Consider the following 17,916-nt stretch of genomic DNA (forward strand, 5'->3'; position numbering starts at 1 on the left):
GAAGGACGACACATCATGCAATGGGAAGTTGTGATCGGGCTGGAAATCCACGTTCAGCTCGCCACCCAGACCAAGATCTTTTCCGGCACCAGTACCGCCTACGGTGCGGAGCCCAACACCCAGGCCAGCGCGGTTGACCTGGCGATGCCCGGCACCCTGCCGGTGGCCAATGAGCAGGCGTTCCGCTACGCCACCATGTTCGGTCTGGCCATCGACGCGGAGATCAACCGGCGCTCCGTGTTCGAGCGCAAGAACTATTTCTATCCGGATCTACCCAAGGGCTACCAGACCACCCAACTGGCCGAGCCGATTGTCGGCCCGGGCCACGTGGATATCCGCCTGGACAACGGTGCCGAGAAGCGCGTACGCATCCATCACGCCCACCTGGAGGAAGACGCCGGCAAGTCCCTGCACGAGGACTATCACGGCATGACCGGCATCGACCTCAACCGGGCCGGCACGCCGCTGATCGAGATCGTCACCGAACCGGACATGCGCAGCGCCGAGGAAGCCGTGGCGTTCGCCCGCAAGCTGCACGGTCTGGTGTCCTCACTGGGCATCTGCGACGGCGACATGTCCCAGGGCTCCATGCGTTTCGACGTGAACATCTCCGTCCGCCCGGAAGGCACCGAGCAACTGGGCACCCGCACCGAGACCAAGAACCTGAACTCGTTCCGGTTCATGGAGGCCGCCATTCACCGGGAAGTCGAACGCCAGATCGACATCCTCGAAGACGGCGGCGAAATCGTTCAGGAAACCCGCCTCTACAACGGTGAACGGGACGAAAGCCGCTCCATGCGGACCAAGGAAGAAGCCAACGACTACCGCTACTTCCCCTGTCCCGATTTGCTGCCGGTGGAAATCGACGACACTTTCATCGACAGCATCCGCGCCGCCATGCCGGAACTGCCGGACGCCAAGGAAGCCCGTTTCAAGGCCGACTACGGCCTGTCCGACTACGACGCAGGCCTGCTGAGCAACAACGCCGCCACGGCCCTCTATTTCGAAACCACCGCCAAGTCCGGCGGCGACGCCAAGCTGGCAGCCAACTGGATCCTCGGCGAACTGAGCGCACGCCTCAACGCCGCGGAACTGAACATCAAGGACAGCCCCCTGCCCGCAGAGCGCCTGGGCGCCCTGGTGCAGCGCATTGCCGACAACACCCTGTCGTCTTCCGGCGCCAAGAAGGTGTTCGAGCTACTCTGGAACGGCGACGATGCGGATGTTGATGCCATCATCGAGCGTGAGGGCCTGAAGCAGGTTTCCGACACCGGCGAGCTGGAGAAACTGGTGGACGGCGTCCTGGCGGATATGGGCGACCAGATTGCCCAGTATCGCGCGGAAGAGGATCCCAAGAAGCGCAAGAAGCTGATGGGTGGCTTCATGGGCCCGTTGATGAAAGCCTCCAAAGGCCAGGGCAACCCGAAGCTGCTCAACGAGATCCTGCAGAAAAAGCTGGACAACTGAACCCGATCCGGCCGCAAACCATAAGGCATCTCGCGGTGCCTTATGGTCATTCACCGTTTCCCCGTTCCGACACCCTCCCTTCGCTAGAGCCTTAAATTGCGGCAAGACCCTGCCGGCGACACCGGCAACGTCATCGAATCGTGCGCCCTGTAGGATATATCTCAACCCTAACGGTGCGACCTCGCCCACAAATCCGACGACAACAACGACAGACCGCTTGCTCCAATTTTCACTTAGGTCTATGCTTTCAAGCCGTTAGCGACGAGTTGTTAAACCGGGCTCACCAAACCGGCTCCAGACCGGTCAGTGATATCTCACGGAAATAATCAGATAATACTTATGGGCAGTGCACTTTCTTCGCTACCGTCACTTCGGAGTGGCCTTAAAGCCATGGGCGGCAAACCCAATCTACGTCAACAGCAACGCATCGCGACCCGCCTTGAGGTCATCGTCAGCGATCGTGAAGGCAATACGCTGACCTGTCACACCGCCAACCTGTCCCGCGCCGGCATGATGGTGGAATGCGAAAGCGAACGGCTCGACACGCTGATTGCCGATAAACGCAACATTGCCCCCAAGGACCCGGTGGAACTCGACGTCCGCTTCTCCATCCCGGTGGTTACGGTCCAGTCGGTCACTGTCGAGGCGCGCTGCTACGTCGTGCATATTCGCAGGGTATCCCGCAGGATGTATCACCTGGGTCTGCAGTTCAGTCAGTTCGAGGGCAACGGCCACGATTACGTGGACCAGTTCGTAGCCCGCGAACTCAATCAATAGACAGGCACCCTTCGCGCCCGAATACCCGCCCGAAAACAACGCATTCGGGCATATTGTTATGCCGCTAAACTATAGTCCCTCGCCTTCTTATAGCGCGGGCATCTCTGATATAGTCTCGTCCCATATTCCGAGCCCGCACCGTCTGTGACACTCCCGGCTCAGGGCGGCTCCAGTCGACGACTGTTTCGATCACTTATAATCAATATGCATCCCATGCAACCGGTAACTGGATCATGACCACGTATAACCTGACGCATCTCAAGCAACTGGAAGCTGAAAGCATCCACATCATTCGGGAAGTGGCCGCGGAGTTCGACAACCCCGTCATGCTCTACTCCATCGGCAAAGACTCTTCCGTCATGCTGCATCTGGCCCGCAAGGCCTTCTACCCGGGCAAGATCCCGTTCAAGCTGATGCATGTGGACACGACCTGGAAGTTCAAGGAAATGATCGAGTTCCGGGACCGCCAGGCCGAGAAATACGACCTGGACCTGATTGTCCACATCAACCAGGAAGGCGTGGACGCCGGCATTGGCCCGTTTACTCACGGCAGCGCCAAGCACACCGACGTCATGAAAACCCAGTCGCTCAAGCAGGCATTGAACAAGTACAAGTTCGACGCCGCCTTCGGGGGCGCCCGCCGGGACGAAGAAAAGTCGCGCGCCAAGGAGCGGGTCTACTCCTTCCGCGACGAATACCATCGCTGGGACCCCAAGAACCAGCGCCCCGAGCTGTGGAACATCTACAACGGCAAGATCAACAAGGGTGAAAGCATCCGGGTATTCCCGTTGTCCAACTGGACCGAGCTGGATATCTGGCAGTACATCTATCTCGAAAACATCGAGATCGTTCCGCTGTACTACGCCGCTGAGCGCCCGGTGGTTGAGCGTGACGGCACCCTGATCATGGTGGACGACGACCGCATGCCGCTGGAAGACGGCGAGAAGCCGATGATGAAATCCGTGCGCTTCCGGACCCTCGGCTGCTATCCGCTGACCGGCGCCATCGAATCCAAGGCCGACACCCTGACCGATATCATCCAGGAAATGCTGCTGGCGAAGAGCTCCGAACGCCAGGGCCGCGTAATCGATCACGATTCCGCCGGCTCCATGGAGCAGAAGAAACGTGAAGGTTACTTCTAAGCCGAACGCCGACAGCCAGACAGCATCTACGGGAACAGAATCATGTCACACCAGTCCGATTTGATCGCAGAAGACATTCACGCGTACCTGAAACAACACGAAGAGAAAGAGCTGCTGCGCCTGCTGACCTGCGGCAGCGTCGACGACGGCAAGAGCACCCTGATTGGCCGCCTGCTGCACGACACCAAGATGATCTATGAAGATCATATGGCCAGCCTCAAAGCCGACAGCGAAAAGCTGGGCACCACCGGCGAAAAGCTGGACCTGGCCCTGCTGGTCGACGGCCTGCAGGCGGAGCGGGAGCAAGGCATCACCATCGACGTGGCCTACCGCTACTTCTCCACCGACAAGCGCAAGTTCATCATCGCCGACACCCCGGGCCATGAACAGTACACGCGCAACATGGCCACCGGTGCATCCACCGCACAATTGGCGATCATGATGATCGACGCCCGTCACGGCGTCCTGACCCAGACCCGTCGCCACACCTTCATCGCGTCCCTGCTGGGCATCAAGCACATCGTGGTGGCGGTCAACAAGATGGACCTGGTGGACTTCAGCGAAGAGCGCTTCGAAGACATCAAGCAGGATTACCTGAAGTTCGCCGAGAAGCTGGGCCTGCAGGACATCCGCTTCGTGCCGATTTCCGCACTGGAGGGCGACAACGTCGTCAACCGCAGCGAGAACACCCCCTGGTTCACCGGCCAGCCGATGATGGAAATCCTGGAGTCGGTGGAAGTGGCCCGCGACAAGAACCTGGAGCACTTCCGTCTGCCGGTGCAGTACGTCAACCGCCCCAACCTGAATTTCCGGGGCTTCAGCGGCACCATTGCCTCCGGCGTGATTCGCCCGGGCGATGACATCATGGCCCTGCCATCGCGCCGCACCAGCAAGGTCAAGGAAGTCGTCACCTTCGACGGCAACCTGGACAGCGCCTACATCGACCAGGCGGTCACCCTGACCCTGGAAGACGAGATCGACGTCAGCCGTGGCGACATGCTGGTCAAGCCGGGCGACGAGCCGCTGGTGAGCAACAAGTTCGACGCCCACGTCGTGTGGATGATCGACAGCCCGATGGCTAAGGATCGCCTCTACGACATCAAGCTGGGCCCCAACTTCACCTCCGGCTCGATCACGGCGATCCACAACCAGATCGACGTCAACACACTGGATGAGGCCGCTGACCGGGATCACCTGGATCTGAACGAGATCGGCCTGTGCGAAGTCACGCTGAACCAGCCGGTGGCGTTCGACCCGTACCCGCGCAACCGGGCAACCGGTGCATTCATCATCGTCGACCGCCTGACCAACGTCACCATTGGCGCCGGCATGATCGCCGGCCTGGCCAGGGACAGCGGTGACAGCCTGCAGCCGGTCACTCCGGAAGAACGCGAGCGTCGGTTGGCCCAGAAGCCGATCATCATCGGCTGTGCCGGGACCCAGGCGCCGGAACTGGCGCGTGCGGTGGAACGCAAACTGTTCGACCTGAACCGCACCAGTGTGGTCCTCAACGAAGACACTGCGGGCAACGCCGACGACCGCCGCCGGGGAGCGCAGCTGCTCACCGCCCACGGCCTGATCGCCGTTGCCGTCAACATCGGTGACGACATCGCCGGCGCCACGGCCACCGCCAACGCCGACAATAACGTCGCCGAAGTGGCCGACCGCATCGTGCAGGAGCTGATCGGCAAGAAGCGGATCTGATAAGCTCCCCCGCACATTTATGGCAATATCCGCCATAATGGCAAACACGGCCATAACCCGTTCGCGCGGGTTGTGGCCGTTTGCTTTTTAGCGGTTTGTTTCTAGAAGAGGACAATCATGGCCATCAAACAGCTGCGCGTTACTTTTGCCAGCCAGATGCAACCGGGACACGAAGCCCAGGTCCGCCCAGGCCCGACCCTGCCGGAACCCGGCGGCGACTACGAAGGACTCCACAAGCAGCTCAAGCGCCTGTTCAACGCCAAACCCGGCAAGAAGTACGGACGCTTCTCCGACGACATCGGCGAGAGCCCGGCCAGCGCCTGGTTCCGGGATTACCTGGAAGGCAAGCAGACCTTCGAAACCCTGACCGACAAGCTGTACGGCCAATGGCAGGAACTTCTCACCGGCTGCCAGGAGGAGTACATCGGCCACCTGATGCTGGTACACGAAGCGCTGGCCGACGGCGAAGTCATCTACCTGTTCGCCCTGGAAAGCGACAGCGCCCTGCGACTGGATCACGAGCAGAAGCTCGACGCCATGGACGTACTGAGCCTGTCCCGCCTGAACCTGGCACTGCGGCTCGAAGTGGACGACTGGCTCGGCGACCAGCCCAGCGAAAACTGCCTGACCCTGGTTCACGCCCGCGGTACCGGCGAACCCGGCGAGCTCTTCATTCGCCTGTGCGGATTTACCAACCAGGTGGACGTGGAGAAAGAAACCCTGACCTTCCTCAACGCGGTGGAGGCCTTCGCCTCGCAGACCGAGGAGCCGGAAAAGGCCGGCCAGGTGCGCGCCCGGGCCTATGAGTTCTGCAAGGAACAACACGCCCTGGGCGAACCGGTGGCAATCGAGGCGCTTTCCGGCTATCTGGACGAGGACCAGCCGGACCGTTTTCGCCAGTTCGCCTCGGAGAAAGAGGAACTGCCCGAAAACGGCGTACTGCATCCGGATCATCGCAAGGTCAAGAAACTGGTGCGGATTGCCGGCTCCGGCGGCGGCATGAGCCTGTCGTTCTCATCCGACCTGATGAACCAGGCGGTGTACTACGACAAGGACCAGGACGCCCTGACCATCACACGCCTGCCCAAGGCGTTGCGTGAGCAGCTGCAACGCTACCTGGAGAGCAAAGCCGAGCAGGGTTGACGATCAGTCTTCGCGAGCGGGCTCAACGAAATCTTCAGGGCGGGCCCGCTCGCGGTTGCGACGCACTTCGCGCACGTCGTTCATCCAGCTTACGCCGTCGATCAGCTCACCGGTTGCCACATCGAACGGCGGATACGGCAGGTTGCGGTCATCGCAGTAGCGGGTGATCTGGGGCTGGCACCAGCGGAACAGCAGACGCTCGTACTCCGCATCCGACAACCGGCGGCGGTCGAACAACCCCGCTGCGGTGCGCTGACGCTGGGCCTCCGCCAGGATGATGGCGCAGGCGGACGACACGTTGAGCGATTCCACCATGCCCATCATGGGCACAATAATGTGCTCGTCGGCGCGGTCCGCCGCTTCCGCCGAAACACCGTCAAGTTCGTTGCCCAGCACGATGGCGCAGGGCCCGGTGTAATCCACATCGCGGTAGTCCACCGCCCGCTCCGAAAACTGCGCGGCGTAGATCCGACGGCCCTGGCCGCGCAATTCATCGATGGCGCCATGCATGTCCGGATGGGTGTGGGTGGTGACCCAGTTATGACTGCCGCCAGCGGTCTTGCGGAAGGCGCGATACCCCTCCTTCGGCCAGACCGCGTGCATATTGGCCACGGCGAAGGCGTCGCAGGTGCGGATGATCGCGGAAATGTTGCGGGGTTTGTGGATCTGGTCGGTCAGCACGTGCAGATCCGGCTGACGGCGATCCAGAGTCTGCTTGATGCGGGCGAGTCTTTCCGGCGTCATAGGCGTTCCCGTGGACCTCAGTCCTTGTTGCGGTTCTGGCCGGGATTACCGGGGAACGGAGTCACCGGGCTTTTAACGCGCCCCATGGGACGCTCCGCCTCGTTCGGTTCCATTTCATCGATGCGGACGATCGCATTCATCGGGATGTAGGTGCGCTGCACCCCTTCGAACTCGCCGCGCAGCTTTTCCTGGGACGGGTCCACCACCACCTGACTGCGTTCGCCGAAGGTCAGCGCCTCAACCTCCAGGAAGCCGAACATTTCGCTGGGATAGACATGCCCGGCGTAGATTTCGAAAACATCGTCCTGATTGTAGAAAATGATCTTGTAACACTTCTTGGCAACCATTCCGGCAACTCCAGCGAACGTCCAGCCCACTCCCCGGCCCGGAAACAATCTCCACCGGCGAGAGGGACACGAAAAACAAGGCCGCGTATGGTAGCACGACCGGGCAACAAGGGCAGTCAGCCTCTGGTTGCGGATTGATCAGGCCGTTATAATAGCCCGTTACCCTTTATCCAACGATTCACTGACCAACGACCCACTGAGTTCCATGACCAAAAAGCTGTTTATCAAGACCCATGGCTGCCAGATGAACGAATACGATTCATCGCGCATGGCCGACCTGCTGAAAGCCGGCGAAGACGTTGAAATGACCGACTCCCCGGAAGACGCAGACATTCTGCTGCTGAACACCTGCTCCATCCGCGAAAAAGCGCAGGAGAAGGTCTTTCACCAGCTCGGTCGCTGGAAGCAGCTCAAATCGCGCAAGCCGGAACTGGTCATTGGCGTCGGCGGCTGTGTCGCCAGCCAGGAAGGCCAGGCCATCATCGACCGCGCGCCCTACGTGGACATGGTGTTCGGCCCGCAGACCCTGCACCGGCTGCCGGACCTGATCCAGGAATCCCGTCACGGCGGCGTGGGCGTGGTCGACGTCAGCTTCCCGGAGATCGAGAAGTTCGACAACCTGCCAACGCCCGGAGCCGAAGGCGCGTCGGCGTTCGTCTCCATCATGGAGGGCTGCAGCAAGTACTGCACCTTCTGTGTGGTGCCCTACACCCGCGGCGAGGAAGTCAGCCGCCCGCTGGACGACGTGATTGCCGAAGTGGCGCACCTGGCCAACCAGGGCGTACGCGAGGTCAACCTGCTGGGCCAGAACGTCAACGCCTACCAGGGCGAAACCCACGACGGCGACACCGTCGACCTGGCCGAGCTGATCACCATGATTGCCACCATCGACGGCATCGACCGGATCCGCTTCACCACGTCGCACCCGGTTGAATTCTCCGACGCCCTGATCGACGTCTACGAGCAGGTGCCGGAGCTGGTCAGCCACCTGCACCTGCCGGTCCAGAGCGGCTCCGACCGCATCCTGGCGGCGATGAAGCGCGGCCACACAGCGCTGGAGTACAAATCCAAGCTGCGTCGTCTGCGCAAGATCCGTCCGGACATCAGCTTCTCGTCGGACTTCATCATCGGCTTCCCAGGCGAAACCGAACGGGATTTCGAGGCTACCATGAAGCTGATCAACGACATCGGCTTCGACGTCTCCTTCAGCTTCGTCTACAGCCCGCGCCCGGGCACCCCGGCGTCGGACCTGCCGGACGAGACGCCGATGGACGTCAAGAAACAGCGCCTGAGCATCCTGCAGCAGCGTATCAACCAGCAGGCTCACGAGATCAGCCGCCGGATGGTGGGTTCCACCCAGCGCATCCTGGTCACAGGGCTGTCCAAGAAAGACCCGGGCGAATACGCCGGGCGCACCGAGAACAATCGCATCGTCAATTTCCGCACCGACAATCCCGATGTGGTGGGGAACTTCATTGACGTTGAAATCGTCGAAGCACTCCCCAATTCATTGAGGGGTATGCCGATCGACGACCGGCTCCACTGATCGTTTGATTGTTCCGCGTTCCGGTCCCGGGGCGCGGTCATCCACTGATTTTCCGTGAGGACTGCTTGAACAGCCACGAAGCCAAACAGTTTGACCTGACGCCCGCCGATCCCCGCCGGCTGGCCGCCCTGTGCGGCCAGTTTGACGAACACCTCAAGCACATCGAGAAACGCATGAGCGTGCGGATCGGCTACCGCGGCCACCATTTCCGCGTGGACGGCGAAGCCGAACACGCCAATGCCGCCGCCGAAGTCCTGCGCCATCTGTACCGGGAAACCCAGGCCTTGGACGACATCTCGCCGGACATGGTGCATCTCTACATCCGCGAATCCGGTTTTGAGCGCCTGCCCGACGACCAGCCCTTCGACGGCAGCCAGATCATCATCAAGACGCCCAAGCTGCAGGCCAGGCCGCGCGGCACGAACCAGCAGAAGTACGTGCACAATATCCGAACCCACGACGTCAACTTCGGCATCGGCCCGGCCGGTACCGGGAAGACCTGGCTGGCGGTGGCCTGCGCGGTGGAGGCGCTGAAGGATGAACAGGTCAAACGCATCCTGCTGGTCCGCCCGGCTGTCGAGGCCGGCGAAAAGCTGGGTTTCCTGCCCGGCGACCTGGCGCAAAAGGTGGACCCTTACCTGCGCCCGCTGTACGACGCGCTCTACGAGATGCTCGGCTTCGAACAGGTCACCAAACTGATCGAGAAGAGCGTGATCGAGATCGCGCCACTGGCTTTCATGCGCGGGCGAACCCTGAATAATGCCTTCATCATTCTCGACGAAAGCCAGAACACCACCCGCGAGCAGATGAAGATGTTCCTGACCCGGATCGGCTTCGGTTCCACCGCCGTGATCACCGGCGATACCACACAGGTCGACCTGCCCCGCGGGCAGCATTCCGGTCTGGTGCACGCCGCCAATGTGCTGCGCGAGGTGGCCGGTATCGGCTTTACCCGTTTCGACGCCCGGGACGTGGTGCGCCATCCGCTGGTACAGCGCATCGTCGAGGCCTATGACGATCACGACGAAGACATCTCGAACGGGGCCAACCAGCCGTGACCGACCTGGCGGTGGATATCCAGCACGCCTCGGCTGCAGCCGGGTTGCCGGACGACGACAACCTGGCGACCTGGGCCGCAAAGGGCTGGCAGGGTGACGAGGACTCCGAAGTCACCCTGAGGATCGTCGACGAGGACGAGAGCGCGGCCCTGAACGGCCAGTACCGGCAGAAAGACCGCCCCACCAACGTCCTGTCCTTTCCCTTCGAACAACCGGAAGGCATAACGCTCCCACTGGCCGGGGATCTGGTGATCTGCGCGCCGGTGGTCGCCCGGGAAGCGCACGAGCAGGGCAAAACCCTGTCGGCCCACTGGGCACACATGGTGATTCATGGCATGCTCCACCTTCAGGGGTATGATCATATCGATGACCGGGATGCTGAAATCATGGAAACCCTTGAAATCCGCCTGCTTGCGGAGCTGGGCTTCAGCAACCCCTATCTTGCAGAGGACACGGACCAAGACTCATGAGCGACGATCACTCGAGTCGCAGTCAGGGCGGCAAGTCCTGGCTGGAACGCATTTCCCAGGCTTTCTCCAACGAGCCGGAATCAGTCAACGACATCCTGGAACTCCTGCGCAGCGCTGAATCCGAGAACATCATCGACGCCGATGCCATGAGCATCATCGAGGGCGCCATGCAGGTCACCGACATGCGCGTCGACGAAATCATGATTCCGCGCTCGCAAATGGTCACCGTCAAGGCGAGTTCCGAACCGAAAACCTTCCTCAACGACATCATGGAGTCGGCCCACAGTCGCTTTCCCGTGATCGGCGACAACCAAGACGACGTCATCGGCGTTCTGCTGGCCAAGGACCTGCTTCCCCTGGCGCTCAACAACGAGCTCAACTGGAACAAGATCAAGGAAATCCTGCGCCCGCCCACGTTCGTTCCGGAGAGCAAGCGGCTCAACCAGCTGCTCAAGGAGTTCAAGGAAACCCGCAACCACATGGCTATCGTGGTGGACGAGTACGGCGGTACCGCCGGGCTGATCACCATCGAGGACGTGCTTGAGCAGATCGTCGGTGAAATCGAGGACGAACACGACTTCGATGAGGAAACCCACATCAAGGGACGCGCCGACGGCAGCTACGCGGTCAAGGCGATGACGCCGGTCGAGGATTTCAACGAATTCTTTGACTGCGAGCTGGACGAAGAGGAATTCGACACCATCGGAGGGGTCGTGCTGAAGGAGTTCGGGCATCTGCCGCGTCGCGGCGAGGAAGTCGAGTTTGGCGGTTTCCTGGTTACCATCCTGAATGCGGACAATCGTGTTATCCGACTGATTCAGGTCCGCCGCCGTGAGTCCTGACAGCAAACAGACCCGACTCCTGCGCGGTTTCGCCCTGGTCCTGGCCGGGGTTCTGCAAACCCTGACCTTCTCCCCGTTCGGCTTCACCTGGCTGGGTCCGGTATCGGTCCTGCTGCTGCTCGCGATCGTCATGCCCCGCCCGTCGACCCGGCTGTTTTTCTACGGCTGGCTGTTCGGGCTGGGCCTGTTCGGCAGCGGCGCGTCCTGGGTGTACATCTCCATCAGCGAGTACGGCAACACTTCGGCGCCGCTGGCCGCCGTCATGACCGCGATCTTTGCCGCCGGTCTGGCGCTGTTTCCGGCCCTCACCCTGTGGGGCTGGGGCAAACTCGCCGGCGAGCGGGCTCTGCATCGCCTGATCCTGTTCCCCGGTGTCTGGATCATCGGTGACTGGGTGCGTTCCTGGCTGCTCACCGGCTTCCCCTGGCTCTACCTGGGCACCGCGCAGGTGGATGGACCGCTGGCCGGGTTTGCGCCGATCACCGGCGTTCACGGCGTTACCCTGTTGCTGGTCGCGTCCGCCACTGCACTCTACGGCGGCGTCATGCTGTTCCGCCGCCATAGCCGGGCAGGCGCCGCGGCCCTCACGCTTCTGGCGGTATTGCCCTGGCTCGCCGGCCCGCTGCTCCAATCCGTCCACTGGACTAAGCGGGACGCCGAGCCCATGAGCATCACGGCCGTCCAGGGCAATGTGCCGCAATTGATCAAGTGGGACCCGGAGTTCCTGAAACAACAGATTGAAACGTACCTGGGCCTGACCGCCGGGGACTGGAACCAGGACCTGATCCTGTGGCCGGAAACCGCCATCCCCGTCACCCAGGACCAGGCCGGACCGCTGATCGAAAACATCGCCGGCAAGCTCGGCCCGGACAGCACGCTGATCACCGGCATTCCCTGGTACGGTTTCAGCGATGCGCTGGAGGATTACACCTTCCGCAACAGCATCATGGCGATCGGTAACGGCACAGGCATGTACTACAAGCAGAAGCTGGTGCCCTTCGGCGAGTACGTGCCTCTGCAGCAGTATCTGCGCGGACTGATTGGCTTTTTCAATCTGCCCATGTCCAGCTTTTCGCCGGGGCCGTCCGATCAGGCCCCGCTGAACGCTGGCAGCCACAAGGTGATGCCGTTCATCTGCTACGAGATCGCCTACCCGGATTTCGTGGCCCGCAACGCCTGGAACACCGACTTGCTGATCACCATCAGCAACGACGGCTGGTTCGGGCACTCCATCGGGCCGCTGCAGCACCTGCAGATCGCCCGCATGCGGGCTCTGGAAACCGGCCGTTTCCTGCTGCGCGGCACCAACAACGGCGTGACCGCGATCATCGACGACCAGGGCCAGATTACGGAGCGAATTCCCCAGTTCGAAAAGGCCGTCATGCGGGGCGAAGTCTATACCGTGACCGGCAAGACACCCTACATGGCAGCCGGCTCCTGGCCGGCGCTGACCCTGGCGCTGATCCTGATCGTGTTTGCCCGGCCGCGGCGACTGGCTCAGCCAAGTCGACAGACCCACGCCGGGTAGATCGGTTCGGGATGCGGGACGGCGGGCCTATTCCGGCCCCGCCGCCTCACCGCTGACTTCCGGCTCGTGCGGCCAGCGGGCGGTGACTCGCTCGAAGTAATGGGAGTTGCAGGCGTCACAGGGCTGGATGTGGCTGGTTTCCACCAGGCACACCATGTGCCCGCAGGCCACGCAACGCAGCACGCCGGCCGTCGCGATTTCACCCGCGATGTACTGGCCGGGATCGTGGTGCAGCTTGTGGTCCAGCTCCAGGGTGTCCAGACGCGTCCTGTCCGCCACCGAAAACAACAAGTCGAGCAACTGGCGCTCGATAAGCGCCAGATCCAGCCGCAGCCACTCGCCGACGCCCTCCCCGGTCTCTTCCACGAAATGCATCAGGTGCCCAACGTCCCGCTTGACGTAGGCGGCCAGCAAGTCGACCTCTTCGCGGGTCATTTCCTCCAGTTCGTTTTCGAACTCGACCGCCTCGTCCACGCTTTCACGCAGGGCGTCCCAGCTCTTGCGCTCGACCTGATTGAGCTGCGCAACGACCCGCTCCAGCATCCGGTTGTAGACTTTCAGCGCCTGGCCGGTGAATTCCGGCGTCTGCTTCTCGCTCATGGACGACCTCCTCACATGGACCGCCTGACATCAACATACTGCCTGATTGCAGTTTGGCACAGTCTGGCCCCGCGTGCCGATGGCACAGTTCACCACCGCGTCGCGGGACAGGCTACCTGTAAAGCCCCGTGTGCGTTAAAATGCGCCATCTCCCGGTGATGCCAATCCACAGGCGTCACGAACGTGAATTGAGGGTGTGCCGGTTCGATGCCGGACCGCCACGCCAATCGACAACAGGGTAACCTCAGTAATGGCAGGAATGGACGAGCAATATCGCCCGCAGGACATCGAGAAAAAGGCCCAACAGTTCTGGGAAACCAACGACACCTTTTCGGTGAAGGAAGAGCCCGGAAAACCCAAGTACTACTGCCTGTCCATGTTCCCCTACCCCAGCGGCAAGCTGCACATGGGGCACGTTCGCAACTACACCATCGGCGACGTGATCAGCCGCTACCAGCGCATGCAGGGCAAGAACGTCATGCAGCCCATGGGCTGGGACGCGTTCGGCCTGCCCGCCGAGAATGCCGCGGTCAAGAACAGGACCGCTCCCGCCAAGTGGACCTACGCCAACATCGAATACATGAAAGACCAGTTGCGTCAGCTGGGCTTTGGCTACGACTGGAAGCGTGAACTGGCCACCTGCTCACCGGACTATTACAAGTGGGAGCAATGGTTCTTCACCAAGCTCTACGAAAAGGGCCTGGTCTACAAGAAAATGGCCACCGTTAACTGGGACCCGGTGGACCAGACCGTGCTCGCCAACGAGCAGGTGGTGGACGGCCGCGGCTGGCGCTCCGGCGCCGTCGTCGAGCAGAAGAAGATTCCCCAGTGGTTCATTAAGATTACCGATTACGCCGAGGAACTGCTCAGCGACCTGGACCAGATGGACGAGTGGCCGGAGCAGGTGCGCACTATGCAGCGCAACTGGATCGGCAAGTCCACCGGGGTCGAGCTGACCTTCCCGCTGCACGAGCGTGAGGGCGGTCTGCGCGTCTACACCACCCGCCCGGACACCCTGATGGGCGCCACCTACATGGCGGTGGCCGCCGAGCACCCGCTGGCCCTGGCCGCCGCCGAGCGCAACCGCGAAGTCGCCGAATTCGTGGAGAGCTGCCGCACCAACAAGGTCGCCGAAGCGGAAATGGCGACCATGGAGAAGCGCGGCATCGACACCGGCTTCAAGGCCACCAACCCGCTGACCCAGGAACAGATCCCGGTCTACGTTGCCAACTTCGTGCTCATGGAGTACGGCACCGGCGCCCTGATGGCGGTGCCCGGCCACGACGAGCGCGACCACGAATTCGCCGTCAAATACCGCCTGCCGATCCGCCAGGTCATCTCCGCCAAAGACCGGGATATCGATATTCAGGAAGCCGCCTTCACGGACAAGGGCTTTCTGGTCAACTCCGGCAAGTACAACGGTCTGACCAGCGAGGAAGCCTTCGAGGAAATCGCCGACTACCTCGAACAGTCCGGCATCGGTGAGCGTCAGGTCAACTATCGTCTGCGCGACTGGGGCGTTTCCCGTCAGCGGTACTGGGGCGCGCCGATTCCCATGATGACCCTGGAAGACGGCACCGAGATGCCGGTACCCGAGGACCAACTGCCCGTACGGCTGCCCGAAGACGTGGAAATGGACGGCGTAAAATCGCCCATCAAGGCAGACCCGGAATGGGCCAAAACGGTCTACAACGGCCAGCCGGCCACGCTGGAAACCGACACCTTCGACACCTTCATGGAGTCCTCCTGGTACTACGCCCGCTTCGCCTGCCCCAACTACGAGGAGGGCATGCTGAATCCGGACGCCGCCAACTACTGGCTGCCCGTGGACCAGTACATCGGCGGCATCGAGCACGCCATCCTGCACCTGCTCTACGCCCGTTTCTTCCATAAGCTGCTGCGCGACGTGGGCCTGGTGAACAGCGATGAGCCGTTCAAGCGCCTGCTGTGCCAGGGCATGGTACTGGCTGAGACCTACTTCCGCGACGACGCCAACGGCGGCAAGGAATGGATCTCTCCGGCCGATGTCGAAATCGAACGGAACGATAAAGGCCAGGTGGTCACCGCCCGCCTCAAGAGCGACGGCGAGTCGGTGGAATCCGGCGGCATGTCCAAGATGTCCAAGTCCAAGAACAATGGCATCGACCCACAGGCCATCATCGACGAGTTCGGCGCGGACACCGTGCGCCTGTTCATGATGTTCGCCGCACCGCCGGAACAGTCCCTGGAGTGGTCCGACAGCGGCGTGGAAGGCGCCCATCGCTTCATCAAGCGCCTCTGGCGGATGGTCAGCGAGCACGTAGCCAGCGGCAATGCACCGGCCGTGGACGCCGACAACCTGAACGACGCCCAGCGCGACGTGCGACGCAAGACCCACGAAACCATCGCCAAGGTCAGCGATGACGTCAGCCGCCGCCTCACTTTCAATACCGCCATCGCGGCGGTCATGGAAATGCTCAACGAGGTGGGCAAGCTGGACGCGCAGACCGAGGCCGACCGGGCCGTGGTCCAGGAAGCCCTGGAAACCGCCGTCCTGCTGCTGTCTCCGATCGTGCCCCACGTTTGCCACACGCTGTGGGAAAAGCTGGGCCACGAGGAAGCGGTGGTCGATGCCCGCTGGCCGGAAGCCGAAAAGTCCGCCATGGTCCGCTCCAGCATCCAGATGGTGCTGCAAGTCAACGGCAAGGTGCGCGCCAAGGTGGACGTGCCCGCCGACATCGCCAAGGACGAGGTCGAAAAGCTGGCACTGGAAGACGAGAACGTCCTGCGCTTCACCGAAGGCAAGACGGTCCGCAAGGTCATCGTCGTGCCCGGCAAGCTAGTCAACATCGTCGCCAACTGATCGAACCCCTGATTCACCGCCAGGCCGGGAGACGTCATGGCATTGAAACCTCATTACCGGACCGCCGCCAGGGCCGCCCTGCTGTTGTCGCTGAGCGTACTGCTCGGCGGCTGCGGCTTTCAGCTGCGCGGGGCACCGCCCGTGTCCAGCGCGCTCCAGCCGTTGAGCGTCGCCTGCGACAACAGCGTACCGTTTGAGCTCTGCGAAGCGGTGAAAACGCAGCTCGACCAGGGTGATATCCAGACCGCGGAACCGGAGAACGCCGCCTACCAGTTGCAGCTGGGACGCTTTTCCGAGACCCGTCGGGCCAGCGCCATCCAGTTGGATGCCTCCGCGGCAGAGTACGATCTGCGCCAAAGCCTGCGTGTCAACGTGGTCAGTGACGATGCGGTGCCCGTGGTCGCCAATGCGGAGGTGCGCACCAGCGAGTTCTACAGCTACGACGACACCAACGTCCTGGCCAAGCGTCGCGAGGAAGACGAGATCCGCAACACGCTCTACGAGCGCCTGGCCCAACAGGTCCTGTTCCGCATGGCACCGTTAACGCCGGAACGCCTGGAAGCCATCCGTGCCGAGTACCGGGAAGCCCAGTCCGAGGCCGACGACGCGGCTCCGGAGACACCATGAAGACGACGCCGGCACAGCTGGACCAGGTGCTGTCCCGCGGGCTGGCACCGGTCTACCTGGTGTCCGGTGACGAGCCGCTGCTGGTGCAGGAATCCTGCGACAGCATTCGGGCCAAGGCGCGGGAAGCCGGTTTCAACGACCGGCAGATCTTCCACGCCGATCGCAACCTGGACTGGAACCAGGTGGGCGAGGAACTGAACGCGCTGTCCCTGTTCGCCGAAAAGCGGCGCATCGAAATCCACCTGCCCACCGGCAAGCTGGGCGACGGCCGCAAGGTGCTGGAACAGACCCTGGCGTCGCCGCCGGATGACATCATCCTGATCCTGATCAGCGCACGCCTGGACGCTGCCGAAACCCGGCGGAAGTGGTACAAGCAGCTACAGGACAAGGGCGTGCATGTGCCCATCTGGGGCATCGACCCCGACAAGTTCCCGGGCTGGTTACAGCAGCGCGCCAAGACGCGCGGCCTCAAGCTGACCCAGGGCGCCCTGGAAGAGCTGGGTGAACGTCTGGAAGGTAACCTGCTGGCCGCCAGCCAGGAACTCGATCGCCTGGCTCTGCTGGCGCCGGACAAAACCGTTGACGAGGAGATCGTCAACCAGGTGGTGCTCGACAGCGCTCGCTTCAACGTATTCGAACTGGTCGGCGACATCCTGATGGGCAAGGCGGAGCAGGCTCAGCGCATTATCGGCATCCTGCAGCAGGAAGAGGACAGCCCCCTGGGTCTGCTGGCCATCCTCAGTCGCGACCTGCGCATGACCGGCCGCCTGCAGCAGGCACTGCAGCGCGGCGATACCGCCAAGGACTTCTTCCGCTCCAACAACATTCGCCAGCCCCAGCGCATACGGCAACTGGAACAGGCGGCACGCCGCTTGCGACCGCCGCAGATCCGCGCGGCCCTGGTACGCTGCAGCGACATCGACCGCAGCGCCAAGGGCTACGGCGACCTGCCGCCCTGGCACCACCTGCGCACCCTCACCAACGAGCTGGCCGCCCGGCGCTGAGCCGGGAACCTGTCTCCGCCCGCGACAATCTCCGGTTGACAGCTTCCCGAATTCGGGCGCATCGTTCTTCTAAGC

At 62.2% G+C, this 17,916-nt stretch carries 16 protein-coding genes; 13 read left to right on the top strand and 3 right to left on the bottom strand.

Going from position 1 to position 17,916, the window contains the following annotated elements; all coding sequences use genetic code 11:
* Positions 1-15: 15 nt before the first annotated feature.
* The 5 genes from gatB to GQB00_RS05290 all read left to right on the top strand — a co-directional run bounded on the left by gatB (position 16) and on the right by GQB00_RS05290 (position 6,233).
* The gene (gatB, locus tag GQB00_RS05270; protein WP_111495726.1) at positions 16-1,467 is read left to right on the top strand and encodes an Asp-tRNA(Asn)/Glu-tRNA(Gln) amidotransferase subunit GatB; all 1,452 of its coding nucleotides are present in this window, start codon (positions 16-18) and stop codon (positions 1,465-1,467) included.
* Positions 1,468-1,857: 390 nt separating this feature from the next.
* Positions 1,858-2,244: a PilZ domain-containing protein gene (locus GQB00_RS05275; protein ID WP_228160532.1), complete on the top strand. Its 387-nt coding sequence runs from the start codon at positions 1,858-1,860 to the stop codon at positions 2,242-2,244.
* Between the two features lie 233 nt (positions 2,245-2,477).
* Positions 2,478-3,386: a sulfate adenylyltransferase subunit CysD gene (cysD, locus tag GQB00_RS05280; protein ID WP_111495724.1), complete on the top strand. Its 909-nt coding sequence runs from the start codon at positions 2,478-2,480 to the stop codon at positions 3,384-3,386.
* A 42-nt stretch (positions 3,387-3,428) separates the two neighbouring features.
* Positions 3,429-5,090 carry a sulfate adenylyltransferase subunit CysN gene (gene cysN / locus GQB00_RS05285; RefSeq protein WP_165855443.1) on the top strand — a complete coding sequence of 554 codons (1,662 nt, stop codon included), beginning with the start codon at positions 3,429-3,431 and terminating at the stop codon, positions 5,088-5,090.
* Between the two features lie 117 nt (positions 5,091-5,207).
* Positions 5,208-6,233: a nucleoid-associated protein gene (locus GQB00_RS05290; RefSeq protein WP_165855444.1), complete on the top strand. Its 1,026-nt coding sequence runs from the start codon at positions 5,208-5,210 to the stop codon at positions 6,231-6,233.
* A gap of 3 nt (positions 6,234-6,236) precedes the next feature.
* Here the strand turns inward: GQB00_RS05290 and trmH are convergent, their stop codons facing one another.
* Together trmH and GQB00_RS05300 are read right to left on the bottom strand one after the other, a co-directional pair.
* The gene (trmH, locus tag GQB00_RS05295) at positions 6,237-6,977 is read right to left on the bottom strand and encodes a tRNA (guanosine(18)-2'-O)-methyltransferase TrmH (RefSeq protein ID WP_111495721.1); all 741 of its coding nucleotides are present in this window, start codon (positions 6,975-6,977) and stop codon (positions 6,237-6,239) included.
* Positions 6,978-6,994: 17 nt separating this feature from the next.
* Positions 6,995-7,324 carry a DUF1820 family protein gene (locus GQB00_RS05300; protein ID WP_165855445.1) on the bottom strand — a complete coding sequence of 110 codons (330 nt, stop codon included), beginning with the start codon at positions 7,322-7,324 and terminating at the stop codon, positions 6,995-6,997.
* A gap of 205 nt (positions 7,325-7,529) precedes the next feature.
* Here GQB00_RS05300 and miaB point away from each other — a divergent pair, with 205 nt between their 5' ends.
* From miaB to lnt, 5 genes are all read left to right on the top strand, one after another.
* Positions 7,530-8,870 carry a tRNA (N6-isopentenyl adenosine(37)-C2)-methylthiotransferase MiaB gene (gene miaB, locus GQB00_RS05305; protein ID WP_165855446.1) on the top strand — a complete coding sequence of 447 codons (1,341 nt, stop codon included), beginning with the start codon at positions 7,530-7,532 and terminating at the stop codon, positions 8,868-8,870.
* 65 nt (positions 8,871-8,935) lie between these two features.
* The gene (locus GQB00_RS05310; protein ID WP_165855447.1) at positions 8,936-9,928 is read left to right on the top strand and encodes a PhoH family protein; all 993 of its coding nucleotides are present in this window, start codon (positions 8,936-8,938) and stop codon (positions 9,926-9,928) included.
* Positions 9,925-10,398: an rRNA maturation RNase YbeY gene (ybeY, locus tag GQB00_RS05315; RefSeq protein WP_165855448.1), complete on the top strand. Its 474-nt coding sequence runs from the start codon at positions 9,925-9,927 to the stop codon at positions 10,396-10,398. The genes GQB00_RS05310 and ybeY overlap by 4 nt, the downstream gene beginning before the upstream one ends.
* Complete coding sequence (locus tag GQB00_RS05320) at positions 10,395-11,240, top strand: HlyC/CorC family transporter (RefSeq protein WP_111495717.1); 846 nt, start codon at positions 10,395-10,397, stop codon at positions 11,238-11,240. The genes ybeY and GQB00_RS05320 overlap by 4 nt, the downstream gene beginning before the upstream one ends.
* A complete protein-coding gene (lnt, locus tag GQB00_RS05325) occupies positions 11,230-12,768 on the top strand; it encodes an apolipoprotein N-acyltransferase (RefSeq protein ID WP_165855449.1) in 1,539 nt (512 codons plus the stop codon). The genes GQB00_RS05320 and lnt overlap by 11 nt, the downstream gene beginning before the upstream one ends.
* A gap of 27 nt (positions 12,769-12,795) precedes the next feature.
* Here the strand turns inward: lnt and GQB00_RS05330 are convergent, their stop codons facing one another.
* Positions 12,796-13,368 (bottom strand): zinc ribbon-containing protein, encoded by a 573-nt coding sequence (locus GQB00_RS05330; RefSeq protein WP_165855450.1) that lies wholly within the window; start codon positions 13,366-13,368, stop codon positions 12,796-12,798.
* A 259-nt stretch (positions 13,369-13,627) separates the two neighbouring features.
* Between GQB00_RS05330 and leuS the strand changes: the two genes are divergently transcribed.
* The 3 genes from leuS to holA are packed head-to-tail and all read left to right on the top strand — an operon-like array spanning position 13,628 to position 17,841.
* On the top strand, positions 13,628-16,210 hold the full coding sequence (leuS, locus tag GQB00_RS05335) for a leucine--tRNA ligase (protein WP_165856534.1): 2,583 nt from the start codon (positions 13,628-13,630) through the stop codon (positions 16,208-16,210).
* Between the two features lie 36 nt (positions 16,211-16,246).
* Positions 16,247-16,837, top strand: coding sequence for an LPS assembly lipoprotein LptE (gene lptE / locus GQB00_RS05340; RefSeq protein WP_165855451.1), 591 nt, complete (start codon positions 16,247-16,249; stop codon positions 16,835-16,837).
* On the top strand, positions 16,834-17,841 hold the full coding sequence (gene holA, locus GQB00_RS05345; protein ID WP_111495712.1) for a DNA polymerase III subunit delta: 1,008 nt from the start codon (positions 16,834-16,836) through the stop codon (positions 17,839-17,841). The genes lptE and holA overlap by 4 nt, the downstream gene beginning before the upstream one ends.
* The last annotated feature ends 75 nt before the right edge of the window (positions 17,842-17,916 follow it).

Source organism: Marinobacter sp. JSM 1782161 (assembly GCF_011421605.1).
GTDB lineage: Bacteria > Pseudomonadota > Gammaproteobacteria > Pseudomonadales > Oleiphilaceae > Marinobacter_A > Marinobacter_A bohaiensis.